Genomic DNA, 16,752 nt, shown 5'->3' with positions numbered 1-16,752 from the left:
GGCCCCACACTCCAGTCCAACCCTTTCACCACGAGTTTTCTCATCCATGTCTTCCGGCGGATTTCACGTACACGGGCCCCATGACCACGCGGTGGAGCACGCCACCCACGGCGGTGATGCAGCGCACCACGGCGCAGAAGGTGGCTCGTCCATCAACAAGATCGCCATGTTCACGGCCATTGTGGCCACAGTGGGAGCCATCTTCGCCTACATGGGCGGGGCCACCCAGGCCAATGCCGGGCTGATGAAGAACGATGCGGCCATCAAGAAAACCGAAGCTTCCAACCAGTGGAATTACTTCCAGTCGAAAAGCACCAAGCAGAGCCTGGCCGAACTCGCACGAGACCTGAGCGCCTCCGAGCCCGAGAAAGCCAAGTACCAGGTCAAGATCGACCGCTACGAAAAAGAAAAGAACGAGATCAAGGTCGTGGCAGAAAAGCTTGAAGCAGATGCACTGGCTTTCGACCGGAAGAGCGAGGCGCAGATGCACGAGCACCACCGCTGGGCGCAGGCCACCACGGCGCTGCAGGTGGCCATCGCGCTGGCAGCCATCGCGCTGCTGACGCGCAAGAAGTGGCTTGAATACGGCATGTACGGCGTGGCCGCTGTGGGCCTGGGTGTGGGCGTGCTCGCAGCCCTGCACATCTGACCATCTGCACATACCTGCACATACCTGCACATACCTGCACATCTTCGGGCCACACCAGCAACCGCCATGCCCCTGCACCTCATCTACGCCCGCGCTGCCAACGGCGTCATCGGCAAGAACAATTCTCTGCCCTGGCACCTGTCGGAAGACATGGCGCATTTCAAGCAGCTCACCCAGGGCTGCCCCGTGATCATGGGCCGCAAGACCTGGGACTCTCTGCCCCCACGGTTTCGCCCGTTGCCCGGGCGTACCAACATCGTCGTGACGCGCCAGGGCGACTGGAAGGTGGACGGCGCCGTACGCGCTGCCAGCCTGCACGATGCGCTGCAGCAGGCGCCCACCGGCCAGACGGTGTGGGTGATTGGCGGGGCGCAGATCTACGCGGAGGCCCTGCCGCTGGCAGACAGGCTGGAAGTGACCGAGATCGCCCGGGACTTTGACGGCGATGCCTTCGCCCCCACACTGGGAGCCGAGTGGGTCGAATCCACGCGCAGCGAGCATGTGGGCGGCAATGGGCTGCCCTTCAGCTTCGTGACGTACGTGCGGGCCAGTTAACCGCCACACCGTCCCGAACTCACTTATTGATAGCAAACCAGGCAATCATTACGGGGGCCTGAGGCCAAAAACCATGAAAATCGCCACCTGGAACGTCAATTCACTCTCTGTGCGCCTGCCCCAGGTGCTGGCCTGGCTGGCCGCCAACCCGGTTGACGCCCTGTGCCTGCAAGAGCTCAAGCTGACCGATGACAAGTTTCCGCACGATGCCTTGAAAGAAGCGGGCTACGAGGCGGCAGCCTTTGGCCAGAAGACGTACAACGGTGTCGCCATCCTGAGCCGCAGCCCGCTGCGCGATGTGTCGCGCAACATCCAGGGCTTTGATGACGAGCAGGCCCGCGTGATCACCGCCACGCTGGACACGCCTGCGGGCCCGCTGCGCCTGATCAACGGGTATTTTGTGAACGGGCAGGAGCCGGGGTCGGAGAAGTTTGCCTACAAGATGCGCTGGCTGCAGGCGCTGGAAGACATGGTGCGGGCAGAGATGCAGGCGCACCCACAGCTGGTGCTGGTGGGCGATTTCAACGTGGCCCCGGAAGACCGCGATTCGTACGACCCGGACGGCCTGCGTGAAACCATCCACCACACCACCGAAGAGCGCGCCCATTTCCGTGCCCTGCTCCAGCTCGGGCTGACCGATGCTTTCCGGATGTTCGAGCAGCCCGAGAAAACGTATTCGTGGTGGGACTACCGGATGCTGGGGTTCCAGAAAAACAGGGGGCTTCGCATCGACCACATTTTGGTGAGCGATGCGGTGCGCGGCAGTGTGGCCGCCTGCACCGTGGACCGCGCGCCGCGCAAGAACCCGCAGCCCAGCGACCATGCACCGGTGGTGGTGTCGCTCTCGGGGGCATGGGCCTGAACGCTGGGTCCAGGCTGCTGGCGCCGCGCCAGATGTTTGGGTGAATGAAAAAACCGCAGGAGCCGTTGGCTCCCTGCGGTTTTTTTATGGTGACGTGCCGATTTAGCCGCCCCGGGTCCCTTTGCTCAGGGACTCAATGCGGGTCAGGCACGGTTGGCGTAGCCATCGCGCAGCGCCTTCACTTCATCGTGGTTGCGCTGCGCGCCTTGCAGCTGGCGCTCCAGCAGGCCACGCACGTTGGCCGGCAGCCCGCCCGACTTGAGGGCCTTGCGGTAGCGCGCCACAGCGGCGTCTTCGCCGCGCTCGCACTCTTCCAGCACGGCCTTGTCGTCGCGCGTGGAGAGGGCAGACTTCACCGACACCCAGCCGCGGTGCAGCGCACCGGCCATGCTGCCGCCCGAGGCAGGCTCTCCGCCCAGCCGGCGGATCTCCTGCTCCAGCTCACCGCCCGCTGCAGCGCATTCACGGGCATGGCGCAGGAATAGCGTCTTGAGCTCCTGCGAGTCGCAATGCTCGGCGCAGGCGTTGAAGCCATATTCGCCGTCGCGGGCTGACTCGAGCACGTCGTTGAGCACATCGGCAGCGTCGTCGTTGCCCATCATCTCGGTGCTGGCCAGGCCTTCAGCGGCCGTATTGGAGCCCGCTCCCTTGTTGCTGAAAGACGCACGCTGCCACGCCGCGCGGGTGGCAGGGCGGGCTTCATCCCAACCCATGCCGGTGGCTGCATGGCGCGCACGCCAGTCGTCGGCCAAACGCGGTTCCACGCTGTCGAAGTCGCCTTCGTAGCGGCTCAGGGACGACCAGCCAAGTTCGTACGCGGGGCGGTACTGGTCATACGTGCGGCCCGCCACGTAGTAGGGCTCGCGCTGGTAGCTTTCGCGCCAGTAGGCATCTTCCGCGGTCGGGTTGACGGCTTCGGCAGCCGCTTTGCCCGCCAGGCCACCCGCCACGGCACCCGCAACACCACCCACGGCGGCGCCTACAGGTCCGCCGAATGCGCCAGCGGCAGCACCTGCGGCAGCGCCGCCCATGACGGCACCGATGCCCGTGCCCACGGGGTGAGCGCCAGGTTCGTTGGTCAGCGGGTCTCGGTTGGCATCATTGAAATCCGACATAGAAGCTCTCCGGTTGGTTGACAGTGCATTCATTGTTGAAGCAGCCAATTTGCCCGGAGGTCGGCCCATGGATGCCATGGGTGTAGGACTGGCGCACGTATGGCGCCGCGCGTCGTGCTGATGCTGGGAGTGCAGGCGCCTACAGGGATGCCGCAGTGATGGGCGGCTGGAGCGGCGGGAGCGGATGCGGGTCCGCCCATGCTCTTTGAGGCAGGCGGCCGTGCGCCGCAGCTACCGCCCAACTACGCCGGGCCGCCGGGCTGCACAGAAACGCACGCTCGGCGTCCAGCGCCCGGTTCAGGCGTCCTCGGGCGCGTCCAGCCCCAGTTCCTGGATCTTGCGTGTGATGGTGTTGCGCCCGATGCCCAGGCGCTGCGCCGCCTCCATGCGGCGCCCGTGTGTGGCTGCCAGGGCGGTGCGGATCAGGCGCGACTCAAACTTGCGGGTCAGGGCATCCCACACCTCCGGTTGCCCGCCGGACAGGAGGCGCTGGGCCTCCAGCTCCAGAGAATGCTCCCAGCCGTTGTTGCCGTGCGCCGCAATGGCAGGCGCGACGGCCATGTCTCCGGCTGAAAGCGCCAACCCGGCCGCATCGGCTGACGCTGCCGAGCCAGAGTGCGCGTGCACGGATGCCGCCGCGCTCCCGTTGGCGTATGCGGGGGCCACAACACGACTGCCAGCTACCGGCAACTCGCCAGCACGCACATCTACCGATGCGACCGGCGCGCCTGGCATTGCAGCGGCGGGGGCCGCGGGCAACGCGTCGTGCTCCGCCGGCATGCGCTCTGGCTGCGGGCGCAGCACGGGCTGGTACACCGGCGATTCCAGCACCTCGGGCGGCAGATCCTGCACCGAGATCACCTGCGCAGGGGCCATCACGGTCAGCCAGTGGCAGATGTTCTCAAGCTGGCGCACGTTGCCCGGAAACGCAAACTGCTCCAGTCGCGCCAGTGCCGAATCCGCAATGCGCTTGGGCTCCACGCCCAGCTGCCGCGCGCTTTGCTGCAAGAAGTGGCGCGTCAGCACGCGTACGTCTTCGTGGCGCTCGCGCAGCGCGGGCAGGCGCAGGCGGATCACGTTGAGACGGTGGAACAAGTCCTCGCGGAAGCCGCCCTCTTTCACGCGGCGCTCCAGGTCCTGATGCGTAGCCGCGATCACGCGCACGTGCGATTTCACGGCCGCATGGCCGCCCACGCGATAGAACTGGCCGTCCGACAGCACGCGCAGCAGCCGGGTCTGCAGATCGAACGGCATGTCGCCGATTTCGTCCAGAAACAGCGTGCCGCCTTCGGCCTGCTCGAAGCGGCCACGCCGCTGCGTCTGCGCACCGGTGAACGCGCCACGCTCGTGCCCGAACAGCTCGGATTCGAGCAGGTCCTTGGGAATGGCTGCGGTGTTGATGGCCACAAAGGGACCGTCCGCACAGGGCGAGTGCTTGTGCAGCGCACGCGCCACCAGCTCTTTACCCGAGCCCGATTCGCCGGTGATCAGCACCGTAACCTGGCTCTGGCTCAGGCGGCCGATGGCGCGGAAGACATCCTGCATGGCAGGGGCTTGGCCCAGCATTTCAGGGGCCTCGGCCTGCCGCTCCTCGGTGACTTCTTCGCGCTGGCTTTCTTCCACCGCGCGGCGGATCAGTTCAACCGCCTTGGGCAGGTCAAACGGCTTGGGCAGGTATTCAAAGGCGCCGCGCTGAAAGGCCGACACCGCACTGTCAAGGTCGGAATACGCCGTCATGATGATGACGGGCAGCCCCGGCTGCAGCTCGCGCACCTTCTCCAGCAATTGCAGCCCCGAGCCGCCCGGCATGCGGATGTCGCTCACCAGCACCTGGGGGCCCTGGCGGGCAGGGTCGGCGGGGGTTAGGTCGGCCAGGGCATCGAGCACCTCGCGCGGGTGCGTGAAGCTGCGCGTGGGAAGGTTCTCCCGGGCCAACGCCTTTTCCAGGACGAAGCGGATCGAAGGGTCGTCATCTACTAACCAGATCGGCTTCATATGTTTTGCTTACCTTCCCTGTGGTTGCGCGGCCAGGGACCTCAGGGCAAGGGAATGAGAATGCGGAAATCGGTGCGACCCGGAACACTCTCGCACTCGATCAGCCCGTGGTGACGCTGCACAAATGTCTGTGCCAGCGTGAGCCCCAGCCCCGATCCTCCGTCCCGACCCGATACCAGAGGGTAAAAGATACGCTCCTTGATGGCATCGGGCACGCCCGGTCCGTTGTCGATGACATGCAATTCCAGTGCCAGCCGATATCGCTGGCGACCAAACGTTACTTGTCGGGCCACGCGAGTGCGCAAGGTGATGACGGCGTTGCCCGCGGCAATGCGCTCGGCCAGCGCCTGGGCAGCGTTCTGCACGATGTTGAGCAGCGCCTGGATGAGCTGCGCGCGGTCGCCGCGGAACTCGGGGATGGAGGTGTCGTAGTCTCGTACCACACGCAGGCCGTTGGGATACTCGACCAGCACGAGCGAGCGCACCCGCTCGCATACCTCGTGGATGTTGACGTCGCCCACCAGGTGCGGGTGCCGGTGCGGCGCCAGCAGCCGGTCCACCAGGCTTTGCAGCCGGTCGGCCTCGTGGATGATGACCTGGGTGTATTCGGTCAGCTCCCGGCTTTCCAGCTCCATCTCGAGCAGCTGTGCCGCACCGCGAATGCCACCGAGCGGGTTCTTGATTTCATGTGCCAGGTTGCGGATCAGCTCCTTGTTGGCCTGCGCCTGGTCGAGCAGACGCTCTTCGCGGTCCTGCCGGGCCTGCTGCTCCAGCGGCCACAGCTCTACCAGCACCTCGCCCACCTGTTCGGCATCGGCCACGCTCACGTGCACCGGAATCGCATCCTGGTGCAGCCGCTTGAGGTTGGCCTCGTAGCGCAGGGCCGCAAAGTCTTTGCCACGGGCGCCCGCCAGTGCAGTCTGCAGCAGGCTGGGGTCGGTGAAAAAACCGGAGAAATCCGCGCCCTCCAGCGTGCGGCGCGAAAGGCCCAGCGTGTTTTCCAGTGCGGCATTGGCAAACTGCACAGCACCGTCGGCGCGCAGCACTGCCACCAGCGTGGACATCAGGTCCAGGGAATGGAATCGCCCCGCGTGTCCGCCCGGGACATCGCGCATGGAAGGTACGTTCACTCGGAAGAGCCCTGGTTGAAAAGCGTCAGTTGCTGGCGGCGGGCAGGCGGGCAATCTCGCGCTTGATGCCTGCAATGTCACTCTCGCTGCGGGCGACGCTGGCCTTGAGTTCGGCAGTGCGCTCCATGTAGCGCTGAGGATTGCGCAGATCAAGCGCATTGCGCTCGGGCGCGCCGTTGTTGTATTCCTTGACCAGCTCGGCGTGGCGCGACTCGGCCTTGCGCAGTTCGGATTCCAGGATGGCGCGTGCATCGGAGTCACGCGCCTTCTGGTCGTTGCTGCTCACACGCGGGGCGCTGGGCGGCGACGCAGGCGATGCCCCGCCTGCAGGTGCAGGCTGCTGGGCAGCCGCTGCTGCGGGCCGTGCGCCCTGCACCACGGTGACGTTCCCGCCCTCCACCAGCTTGCACCCACGCTCTTTGGCCTGCGCTGCGTTGTTCGTGTACTCGTTTCCGCAGCGGTAGATGCGATCCTGGGCCCAGGCGGCCGGAGCCGCCGCAACGATAAGTAGTAAAGAGATCAGGGTGTTTTTCATCAGGTTCCTCGCGCTGCCGTGCAGGGCTCGGGGGAGTATCCCCCAATCGCAGGTCATCGCCAATCCGGCAGTGCGCTGCGCAGGGCTTTGTGCAGACACCTGTGCGGCAGCATTGGTTCCACGCATCAGCGGCCACCTGCGGGCCCATAAAAAAAGGCGGCTGACGCCGCCTTTTCCTGAAAGCACCGGCCTTGCGGCCTTGGGCTTAGATCGAGAAGTACATGTCGTACTCGACAGGGTGCACCGACATGCGGAAGCGCGTCACTTCGGCCATCTTGAGGTCGATGTAGGCGTCGATCATGCTGTCGGTGAACACGCCACCCTTGGTCAGGAAGGCACGGTCCTTGTCCAGGTGCTCCAACGCCTGGTCGAGGCTGTGGCACACGGTCGGGACCAGCTTGTCTTCCTCTGGGGGCAGATGGTACAGATCCTTGGTGGCGGCTTCGCCGGGGTGGATCTTGTTTTCCACGCCATCCAGACCCGCCATCAGCAGGGCCGCAAAGCCCAGGTAGGGGTTCATCAGTGGATCAGGGAAACGCGCTTCCACGCGGCGGCCCTTGGGGTTGGCCACAAACGGAATACGGATCGAGGCAGAACGGTTCTTGGCCGAGTAGGCCAGCTTCACCGGAGCTTCGAAATGGGGCACCAGACGCTTGTAGCTGTTGGTACCGGGGTTGGTGATGGCGTTCAGGGCACGGGCATGCTTGATGATGCCGCCGATGTAGTACAGCGCGAAGTCAGACAGGCCTGCATAGCCGTCGCCAGCAAACAGGTTCTTGCCATCTTTCCATACGGACTGGTGCACGTGCATGCCGGAGCCGTTGTCACCGTGGTAGGGCTTGGGCATGAACGTGGCAGTCTTGCCGTATGCATTGGCCACGTTGTGGATCACATACTTTTGCAGCATGGTCCAGTCAGCGCGCTCCACCAGCGTGGAGAACTTGGTGCCGATTTCATTCTGGCCCGCGCCCGCCACTTCGTGGTGGAACACTTCGACCGGGATGCCCAGGGATTCGAGGATCAGGGACATCTCCGCACGCATGTCTTGCGTGCTGTCAACCGGTGGAACCGGGAAGTAGCCACCCTTGACGGTGGGACGGTGGCCGCGGTTGCCGCCTTCCAGCTTGGCGCCGGTATTCCATGGTGCTTCGTATTCTTCGATTTCGTAGAACGTGTTCTGGGGGTCCGTGCTCCAGCGGACGCCGTCGAAGATGAAAAATTCTGGCTCGGGGCCGAAGTAAGCGGTATCGCCCATGCCGGAGGCCTTCAGGTAGGCTTCAGCGCGCTTGGCGATGGAACGTGGATCGCGGTCGTAGGACTTGCCATCGGCAGGCTCAACAACGTCGCAATTCATGATGAGGGTGGTTTCCTCGAAGAACGGATCGATGTTGGCGGTGCCTGGATCGGGCATCAGCAGCATGTCGGAGGCTTCGATGCCCTTCCAGCCGGCGATGGACGAGCCATCGAACGCGTGACCCGATACAAACTTGTCTTCGTCGAAGTGCGAGACGGGCACCGTGGTGTGCTGCTGTTTGCCACGGGTATCGGTGAAACGGAAGTCAACAAACTTGACTTCGTTCTCTTTCACCATCTTCATCACGTCTGCAACGGTCTTGGCCATCAGGTTCTCCTGGGTAAAGCGCTTGTTGAAAAAAAGATTTGTTCGATTAAAGCAGGTTGCGTGCCAGTAGGGTTCCTCACGCACTACAACAGAGCAACCCGAACTTGGAAGCACCATTGAAGCCCCAAAAGCACCATAAAGGTGCATTCGAGAATCAAGGATCAACGCTCAAAGCTTTCGCACCAATTCGGGGCCCAAATTTGCACCAAAATCATGCAGTCCCGCCTTCAGGTCTGCCCAAGCCTCTGGGACCACCGAGGCCGCCCCTTTGACTCCGAGTTCAATATGCCGGCCGTATTGTGGATGATCCACGCTCGGCAAACTGAATACCCGAACGCCTGGGTGTGCCTGTTCAATGCGCTCCATGAGAGGCGTCAAGGCGGCCTCCATGGCTCCGAACACCAGTACCGACTGCTCGATCTGCGGTGCGGTGTTGAAAAACGCGGCGTAATGCTGGTCAAGCACCCACTCAATCATCGGCCAGGCCATCACCGGAAATCCGGGTACGAAATGCACTGTGCCAGCGCCCGCTCCGCGACAGGTGAAGCCCGGGATCTTGTTGTAGGGGTTGGGGATGATCTCTGCCCCTTCGGGGAAATGCCCCATCTGCAAACGATGGACGTTGTCGTGCCGGTCCGGCTCGAAAGGCTCACCCTGCTCACGGGCCACATCCTGCATGCGCTCCCGGATGAGTTCCGCCGCACGGGGATGCAGGCACAGAGGTCGGGCAAGGGCGGCCGCCGCGCACTGCCGGGTGTGATCGTCAGGCGTCGCGCCGATACCGCCACAGGAGAACAACACATCCCCGGATTCAAAGGCACGCCTCAAAGTAGCTGTGATCCGCGCGGGGTCGTCACCGACGTACTCGCTGTACGACAGCGAGAGCCCGTGGGCCGAAAGCAGTTCGATCACCTTGGAAAAGTGCTTGTCGGCACGCTTGCCGGACAGGATTTCGTCACCGACGATGACAAGGCCAAAACGGGGAATCATGGGGGAGTGGAAGGTCGTTCAGGGGAAACGGCAGGCCCAGCTTCCGGCAAGGCAGCGGGGAGCGGTGTTGGTGGCAGAGCCGCCGCCATACCAGGATCTGCGGGGCGCGGCGAAACGGACGCGCTCTCGCTACGTAAGCGTTCCAGGGCGGCAAGGCAGTAGTGGGTGAACCACAGCGACGAAAAAGCAAAAACCAGCGTGTAGATCCAGATCGCCAACGGCACCAACACGAAAAAAGCCGCCGCAAATACAACCCCCGAGGCCCACACAATGCTGGGGGCCGCGCCTAGGTAGCCGGTCACGATACCAATGCCCAGCAGGCTGCTGCGGTGTCGCTTGAAAAGCTGCTGGCGCTCTTCCTTGCTGGCGTGCTCAGCCAGCGCATCAAAGCTCATCACACGGTAGGTGAGCCACCCCCAGATCAGGGGCGGCAGGATGAGCACCAGCGGCGGCACGAACCACAACGGTATCGACAGCACCAACGCCACCAGGGCGAGCGCCGTTGAGCCGAGGGACCACATCACGCTGGCAAAGAAGGACCCGCCCTGGCGCCGCTCCAGACCAGGAAAGCGGCGGTCTGCGACTAGCCGCACCAGCGCAGGCGTCATCAGCATCGCCACGAGCAGGAGCGAGACCACCACGATCAAGGGTGCCACCGCCACCACGACCATCAAGGGCGCCACCATGTTGGCCGCATCGGCCACGCCCCATCCTTGCAGCCAGGTCCAGAGGCTGGTGAGGATGGTGGATGAGTCAAGCACTGCGCGCATGCCGGACACCGCGGCATCCCAGTAAAAGTACCCGAAGACGAACGCCAGGGCCGCAATCACCAACAAGGGCACGGTCGACAGGGCCATGACCCGGGGCCGCAGGCAGTAGGCGCTGGCACGCCAAAAGGAATCAAGCAGAAGTCCCATGGGCAGAGCATACCGCGCTGGATGATTTCCCCACTTGCCTTGGAAGTGGTCGGCCAGCGCACGGGCAGTGGCGCCGTCGTTTGCGCCGACCGGGTCATCTCGCAAGGCACCGTAGACGCCCCGCTGTGGGCAGCTGACGATCAGGCCTTACCCGCCAGCCTCAGCAGCCCGGTCCATTGCTGGGACCAGAAGCCTTTTCCGTAGTTGCGCGTGGAGCCGTCGGGCCCAGGTTCCACTTGATCGCGCACACCGGTGGGGTCGTAGCGCAGCTCGAAGTTGGCGGTGCCCATCAGGATGTCCCACCAGGGAAGTAGCACCCCGAAGTTGTGCCCGCCCAATACGACGCGCCGTACTCGCGGCGGGTAAGCGTCGTCCGTATCTGCAGAGCCGGAGGAAACGGCAGGCGCCATCTTGACCGTTTCGTGGCCGATACCAATGCTGTGATGGCGGCGATGGAACCGGGGACTCACCCACAGGCGCTCACCCCACCGGCCAAACCACAGGCGAAGGTTGGCATGCTGGAAACTCTCGCTCAACTGGGTGATGGCCACGATGGCAATGAACTGCCCCGGTGCCACGCCAATGAACTGGGCCACCACGACCAGGATCGTGTCGCGCAGCAAATCATCCAGCAGGTGGTTGCGGTTGTCGCTCCACATCGTCATCTGCCGCTGGGCGTGATGCAGCGAGTGCAGTTTCCACCACCATTCAAAGTGGTGCTGCCCCCGGTGGATCCAGTAGTCCACAAAATCGAACACCACAAGGTACAGCAGCAGGCTCACCCACGGAAGGTCCGTCACTCCGGGCCAGATGCCGTCCAGCTGAAAGGTGCTGATGCCGGCCACGCGCAATGCGCCGAACATCGAATCCATCAGCGGATCGATGGCGAAAAACAGTACCAGGCGGAAAAGACCAAGCCGGTGAATGAGTGTGTAGAGAATATCTGTGCGGATGGTGGCGCGGTCCGAAACCGCCTCGACCGGGCGCAGCCGCTGCAGGGGCCCGATCAGTCCAATGATGACGACCAGTTGCAACAGTCCGACCAGCAGCCAGCCCGCCGCCTCGTAGCCGGTCTCGAGGTGATTGCCCAGCCCAGCCCAGAACATCACAGGCTGCATGGCATGCTCAAACACCCACTGCTGTGCGGCGTCAAATCCATTGCTCCACCAGTCCATCACTTCAAGATCCTTCCCGCACGTCGATGTTTGGACCGCCCCGTATGTGCACAAAGCGTTGCCGCCAGAATGCGTTGGCTGGCGCCGACGATGACGTGCATGGCGCTACTGCGTTTTGCCCAGATCAGGATGCTCGCGCAAGGTTCTAAAGCAGAATCCGCGCTCCTTCAGTCCTGTGATCAACGGCTCCAGCACGGCAGGCGCCCAAGGGTCCTTGCGGGACCAGATGCCCAGATGTGCCAGGAGAATGTCACCGCTGCGGATGTCCCGCAGCGCCTTTCGCAAGAGGGCTGCGTTGCTGAATTTCTCGCTGGAAAGCTCATCGCCCAGAAATCCCGCCTCCGACCATCCCACGTGCGTGTACCCACAAGCGCGCGCAGATGCCAGTAACTGCGGCGACGTCTTGCCACCCGGCGCGCGGAAAAGCGGCAGAGGCGCCCGGCCAGTCATTTCCTTCAACCTGTTGGAGGCGCGATCAAGCTGCTCACAGTAGCCGGCTGCGCTCAGTGCGTAGGTTTCGCCATTGCGCTGCCCCGCCGAAGGACGCACCGTGAATGAAACGTTCGGTTTGCCAGCAATGTCGCCGCGCCAGTAGACATGATCCCAGGTGTGGGACGCAAACTCGTGCCCCTCCTGGGCGCGGGCGCGCCACCAGGGTGCCCAATGGTTGCCCAGGCTGCCGTCCCCCTCCTTCGTACGCTCGTTGGCACCAAAGAACGTCACAAGCACCTGATGACGCTGTAGAACATCCGCCACCAGAGGGGCCACCTCCATGTGTCCAGTGTCAAAAGTCAGGTAAACCGGCTTTTCGCAGTCATTCTTGGCTGTAGCGCTTATAGAACAAGCACTGAAAGCTATGAAAATAATAGCAAAAAGACTTCGCATGCTTAAAGCGGGTACGGGGTGAAGTTACCGATGCGCCGACCTTCAGCGGGGAGCGTGTTGCAGCGTCCACACGCCGTGGGGTGACTTACCCACGGGTACCTGCCGCACCACCTTCTTCAGCTGGGTATCGACCACAGAAAGCTTTCGTGCCCAGCGAGCACTGACGTAGATGAACCGGCCGTCTGCAGACACTTCCATGCAGTCCGGGCCGCCCGGTACCGGGTAAGACTCCACCACCTGCAGCGTGTCCATGTCGAGCTTGCTGATCGTGTTGGCCACGCGATTGCTCACGAACAGATGTTTGCCGTCGCCTGCTGCCCGGAATGCATGGGCACCGTTACCCGTCTTGATCTTCCTGATGCTGACCGGTTCCCGGCCGGTGATGTCGAACACCTCGACACTGTCACCCCCCGTGAGCCCTACAAATACACGCTTGTCGTCGGGGCTGCCGTATACGTCAGCAGGCATGGGCCCGGTCTTCACACGCGACTTGATTTTCTGAGTGGCTATGTCGATGGCCACGAGTTCATCGCTGTCCTGCATGGTCGAGTACACCGTGGTGCTACGACTGTCTATCCACAGGTGGCTTGGCGTGCGTGAGGTAGCCACGCGTTGAACCAGCGACAGGTCTTTTCCATCCCAGCGGTAAAAGTCAATGTGGTTCAGGCGATTGGCCGCCGTGACGAACCACTTCATGTCTGGCGAGAACCGCAGGTGATACGGGTCCACAATGCCACGCACGGTCCGCTGGATCTGGGCAGTCTGTGGGTCTACAAAGGTCAGCGTATCCCCCAGCGCATTTGCCACGATCAGCGACTTCTCGTCCGGCGTCAGATAGAGATGGTGGGGCTCTTTCCCGGTTGGTATCCGCGCGGTTTCTGTCCAGGTGACCGGGTCGATCACGCTGACGTTGGCCTCCAGCGAATTCAGCACAAAAATGGGAGGCACGCTGGCAACAGCGCTCGTCATTGCCAGCCACAGGCCTGCCAACGCAAGACAGGCACGGGCTTTCAACATGGTCGTCTTCACAGAATCACTTTCTCCAGGAACTGGGAGTTTAGCGGCGGGTGGCGTGAACCCTGCCTGCCATGCAGTCTTTCCTTGATCTGGAGCGACACACAGGCGGGAATGCGTAAACACAAAGGCTGACCCGAATTGAGGCGGGAAACATCCGGCTCGGCACGGGGCGGGCGCCAACGCCTCGCCGACCGCAGCGGTCGCTCACTTTCCCGACTCGGACCCCAGCAAATCGAGATCGGAGGGGCTCAACCATCGCCACTGACCGGGCGCCAGATCTTCAGGGAGAGCCATCCCGCCAATCCTGGACCGGTGCAGGTTTTCGACCCGGTTACCAACGGCGGCGAGCATCCGCTTGACCTGGTGGTACTTTCCATCGGTCAGGGTCATCTCCAGGGTATTGGTATCCAGCAAGTTGCAGGCGACCGCTTTCACCGGCCGAGGGTCGTCGTCCAAGACCACGCCTGCCAACAAGCGCTCGATTTGCGTCTGGTCGACTGCATGCTTGGCCGATACCCGGTACACCTTGGAGACGTGCTTTTTGGGTGAACTCATCCGATGAATGAACTGCCCGTCGTCGCTCAGGAGCAGCATGCCTGTGGTGTCCTGATCCAACCGCCCCACAGCTTGTACTCCCTGAATTGCGCTCTTGGTGGGGCGCTGCCGAAGTGGCGCTGGAAGCAATGTATAGATACTGGGATAGGTGGACGGCTTCTGAGAGCACTCAGTCCCTGCTGGCTTGTTCAGCAAAACGTATGCTTTTTCGTGATACGGCCAAAGAACGCCCTGAACGTTCATTACGAGCCCTTCAGGCACAAACTCAGCGGTCGCCTCGGTACACAGGGCCAATTCAACCGGATGACCTGGACTCGAAACCGACACCCAACCTTGCTGGATCAATCCCGCGCACACGCGGCGAGTACCAAACCCTTGGGAAAAAAGAATATCCTGAAGCTGCATAACCGCAAATGCAAAAAGTCACCTAACTGCAAGACATTAGATCTGGCAGCCCGCAAAGCAAAACGCCCTTCTACTCGAACGAGCAGAAGGGCGGTTTGGGCTGTAAGAGCCTGACGATGACCTACTTTCACACGGGAACCCGCACTATCATCGGCGCAAAGTCGTTTCACTGTCCTGTTCGGGATGGGAAGGAGTGGTACCAACTTGCTATGGTCATCAGGCATAACTTGGTGTCGGGCTGCTCTGGGAGCAACACAACGAATTCATAGAGTTTGGAATCAGATTTTTGTGTCTTTTGACTGCGTCAACTTGGCATAACAATCTTTGAGCTTATCGCAATTACTTGCGTTGGCAATCAAAGTTATAGGGTCAAGCCGCACGAGCAATTAGTATCAGTTAGCTTAACGCATTACTGCGCTTCCACACCTGACCTATCAACGTCCTGGTCTTGAACGACTCTTTAGGGGGCTCAAGGCCCCGGCAGATCTCATCTTGAAACGAGTTTCCCGCTTAGATGCTTTCAGCGGTTATCTCTTCCACACTTAGCTACTCGGCAATGCCACTGGCGTGACAACCGATACACCAGAGGTGTGTCCACTCCGGTCCTCTCGTACTAGGAGCAGGCTTCCTCAAATCTGCAGCGCCCACGGAAGATAGGGACCAAACTGTCTCACGACGTTTTAAACCCAGCTCACGTACCTCTTTAAATGGCGAACAGCCATACCCTTGGGACCGGCTACAGCCCCAGGATGAGATGAGCCGACATCGAGGTGCCAAACACCGCCGTCGATATGAACTCTTGGGCGGTATCAGCCTGTTATCCCCAGAGTACCTTTTATCCGTTGAGCGATGGCCCTTCCATACAGAACCACCGGATCACTATGTCCTGCTTTCGCATCTGCTCGACTTGTCAGTCTCGCAGTTAAGCACGCTTATGCCATTGCACTATCGTCACGATGTCCGACCGTAACTAGCGTACCTTCGAACTCCTCCGTTACGCTTTGGGAGGAGACCGCCCCAGTCAAACTGCCTACCATGCACTGTCCCCGATCCAGATAATGGACCTAGGTTAGAACCTCAAACACACCAGGGTGGTATTTCAACGTTGGCTCCATGAGATCTAGCGACCTCACTTCAAAGCCTCCCACCTATCCTACACAGATCTGTTCAAAGTCCAATACAAAGCTACAGTAAAGGTTCATGGGGTCTTTCCGTCTTTCCGCGGGGAGATTGCATCATCACAAACATTTCAACTTCGCTGAGTCTCAGGAGGAGACAGTGTGGCCATCGTTACGCCATTCGTGCAGGTCGGAACTTACCCGACAAGGAATTTCGCTACCTTAGGACCGTTATAGTTACGGCCGCCGTTTACTGGGACTTCAATCAAGAGCTTGCACCCCATCATTTAATCTTCCAGCACCGGGCAGGCGTCACACCCTATACGTCCACTTTCGTGTTTGCAGAGTGCTGTGTTTTTATTAAACAGTCGCAGCCACCGATTTTTTGCAACCCCGTTGGGCTCGCCTTGTACAGGTTCACCTACTTGGGGCATACCTTCTCCCGAAGTTACGGTATCAATTTGCCGAGTTCCTTCTCCTGAGTTCTCTCAAGCGCCTTAGAATACTCATCTCGCGCACCAGTGTCGGTTTGCGGTACGGTCGTCAATAGCTGAAGCTTAGTGGCTTTTCCTGGAAGCAGGGTATCACTCACTTCGTCTGCAAGCAGACTCGTTATCACCCCTCATCTAAGCCCGGCGGATTTGCCTACCAGGCACGACTACAGGCTTGAACCAACATATCCAACAGTTGGCTGAGCTAACCTTCTCCGTCCCCACATCGCACTATTGATCGGTACAGGAATATTGACCTGTTTCCCATCAGCTACGCATCTCTGCCTCGCCTTAGGGGCCGACTCACTCTACGCCGATGAACGTTGCGTAGAAAACCTTGCGCTTACGGCGAGGGGGCTTTTCACCCCCTTTAACGCTACTCATGTCAGCATTCGCACTTCTGATACCTCCAGCATCCGTTACCAGACACCTTCACAGGCCTACAGAACGCTCTCCTACCACTTGCAATAAATTGCAAATCCGCAGCTTCGGTAACTGGCTTAGCCCCGTTACATCTTCCGCGCAGGACGACTCGATCAGTGAGCTATTACGCTTTCTTTAAATGATGGCTGCTTCTAAGCCAACATCCTGACTGTTTTAGCCTTCCCACTTCGTTTCCCACTTAGCCAATTTTAGGGACCTTAGCTGGCGGTCTGGGTTGTTTCCCTCTTGAGTCCGGACGTTAGCACCCGGTGCTCTGTCTCCCAAGCTGTACTCGTCGGTATTCGGAGTTTGCA

The 16,752-nt window shown here is 61.3% G+C and carries 14 protein-coding genes and 2 rRNA genes; 3 read left to right on the top strand and 13 right to left on the bottom strand.

Annotated features, from left to right (window positions below):
* Positions 1-46: 46 nt before the first annotated feature.
* The 3 genes from ACTPOI_RS11215 (at position 47) to xth (ending at position 2,066) form a co-directional block, all read left to right on the top strand.
* Positions 47-649: a DUF4337 domain-containing protein gene (locus ACTPOI_RS11215; protein WP_440108811.1), complete on the top strand. Its 603-nt coding sequence runs from the start codon at positions 47-49 to the stop codon at positions 647-649.
* 66 nt (positions 650-715) lie between these two features.
* On the top strand, positions 716-1,204 hold the full coding sequence (locus ACTPOI_RS11210) for a dihydrofolate reductase (protein ID WP_440108809.1): 489 nt from the start codon (positions 716-718) through the stop codon (positions 1,202-1,204).
* Positions 1,205-1,277: 73 nt separating this feature from the next.
* Positions 1,278-2,066 (top strand): exodeoxyribonuclease III, encoded by a 789-nt coding sequence (xth, locus tag ACTPOI_RS11205; protein WP_440108808.1) that lies wholly within the window; start codon positions 1,278-1,280, stop codon positions 2,064-2,066.
* 143 nt (positions 2,067-2,209) lie between these two features.
* Here xth and ACTPOI_RS11200 read toward each other — a convergent pair whose 3' ends face one another.
* The 13 genes from ACTPOI_RS11200 to ACTPOI_RS11140 all read right to left on the bottom strand — a co-directional run.
* Positions 2,210-3,181 (bottom strand): ferritin-like domain-containing protein, encoded by a 972-nt coding sequence (locus tag ACTPOI_RS11200; RefSeq protein ID WP_440108806.1) that lies wholly within the window; start codon positions 3,179-3,181, stop codon positions 2,210-2,212.
* 297 nt (positions 3,182-3,478) lie between these two features.
* Positions 3,479-5,176, bottom strand: a complete 1,698-nt coding sequence (gene ntrC, locus ACTPOI_RS11195) for a nitrogen regulation protein NR(I) (protein WP_440108804.1) — start codon at positions 5,174-5,176, stop codon at positions 3,479-3,481.
* A gap of 41 nt (positions 5,177-5,217) precedes the next feature.
* On the bottom strand, positions 5,218-6,240 hold the full coding sequence (gene glnL / locus ACTPOI_RS11190; protein ID WP_440109461.1) for a nitrogen regulation protein NR(II): 1,023 nt from the start codon (positions 6,238-6,240) through the stop codon (positions 5,218-5,220).
* Between the two features lie 91 nt (positions 6,241-6,331).
* Positions 6,332-6,841 (bottom strand): hypothetical protein, encoded by a 510-nt coding sequence (locus ACTPOI_RS11185; protein WP_440108803.1) that lies wholly within the window; start codon positions 6,839-6,841, stop codon positions 6,332-6,334.
* 205 nt (positions 6,842-7,046) lie between these two features.
* A complete protein-coding gene (glnA, locus tag ACTPOI_RS11180) occupies positions 7,047-8,462 on the bottom strand; it encodes a type I glutamate--ammonia ligase (protein ID WP_440108801.1) in 1,416 nt (471 codons plus the stop codon).
* Positions 8,463-8,630: 168 nt separating this feature from the next.
* Positions 8,631-9,452, bottom strand: a complete 822-nt coding sequence (locus ACTPOI_RS11175; protein ID WP_440108799.1) for a competence/damage-inducible protein A — start codon at positions 9,450-9,452, stop codon at positions 8,631-8,633.
* Complete coding sequence (locus tag ACTPOI_RS11170; protein ID WP_440108798.1) at positions 9,449-10,369, bottom strand: EI24 domain-containing protein; 921 nt, start codon at positions 10,367-10,369, stop codon at positions 9,449-9,451. The genes ACTPOI_RS11175 and ACTPOI_RS11170 overlap by 4 nt, the downstream gene beginning before the upstream one ends.
* Positions 10,370-10,509: 140 nt before the next feature.
* On the bottom strand, positions 10,510-11,544 hold the full coding sequence (locus ACTPOI_RS11165; protein WP_440108796.1) for a sterol desaturase family protein: 1,035 nt from the start codon (positions 11,542-11,544) through the stop codon (positions 10,510-10,512).
* Between the two features lie 105 nt (positions 11,545-11,649).
* Positions 11,650-12,429, bottom strand: coding sequence for a polysaccharide deacetylase family protein (locus tag ACTPOI_RS11160; RefSeq protein ID WP_440108794.1), 780 nt, complete (start codon positions 12,427-12,429; stop codon positions 11,650-11,652).
* A 42-nt stretch (positions 12,430-12,471) separates the two neighbouring features.
* On the bottom strand, positions 12,472-13,446 hold the full coding sequence (locus tag ACTPOI_RS11155) for a YncE family protein (protein WP_440108792.1): 975 nt from the start codon (positions 13,444-13,446) through the stop codon (positions 12,472-12,474).
* Between the two features lie 204 nt (positions 13,447-13,650).
* Positions 13,651-14,406: a 16S rRNA pseudouridine(516) synthase gene (locus ACTPOI_RS11150; RefSeq protein WP_440108790.1), complete on the bottom strand. Its 756-nt coding sequence runs from the start codon at positions 14,404-14,406 to the stop codon at positions 13,651-13,653.
* A 108-nt stretch (positions 14,407-14,514) separates the two neighbouring features.
* Positions 14,515-14,627: ribosomal RNA gene (gene rrf, locus ACTPOI_RS11145) — 5S ribosomal RNA — on the bottom strand.
* 144 nt (positions 14,628-14,771) lie between these two features.
* A 23S ribosomal RNA gene (locus ACTPOI_RS11140) occupies positions 14,772-16,752 on the bottom strand; the annotation flags it as partial.

Source organism: Acidovorax sp. BL-A-41-H1, assembly GCF_051942715.1.
Note: the sequence above shows the minus strand (reverse complement) of the source record. Positions and strands in the feature narration are given on the sequence as shown.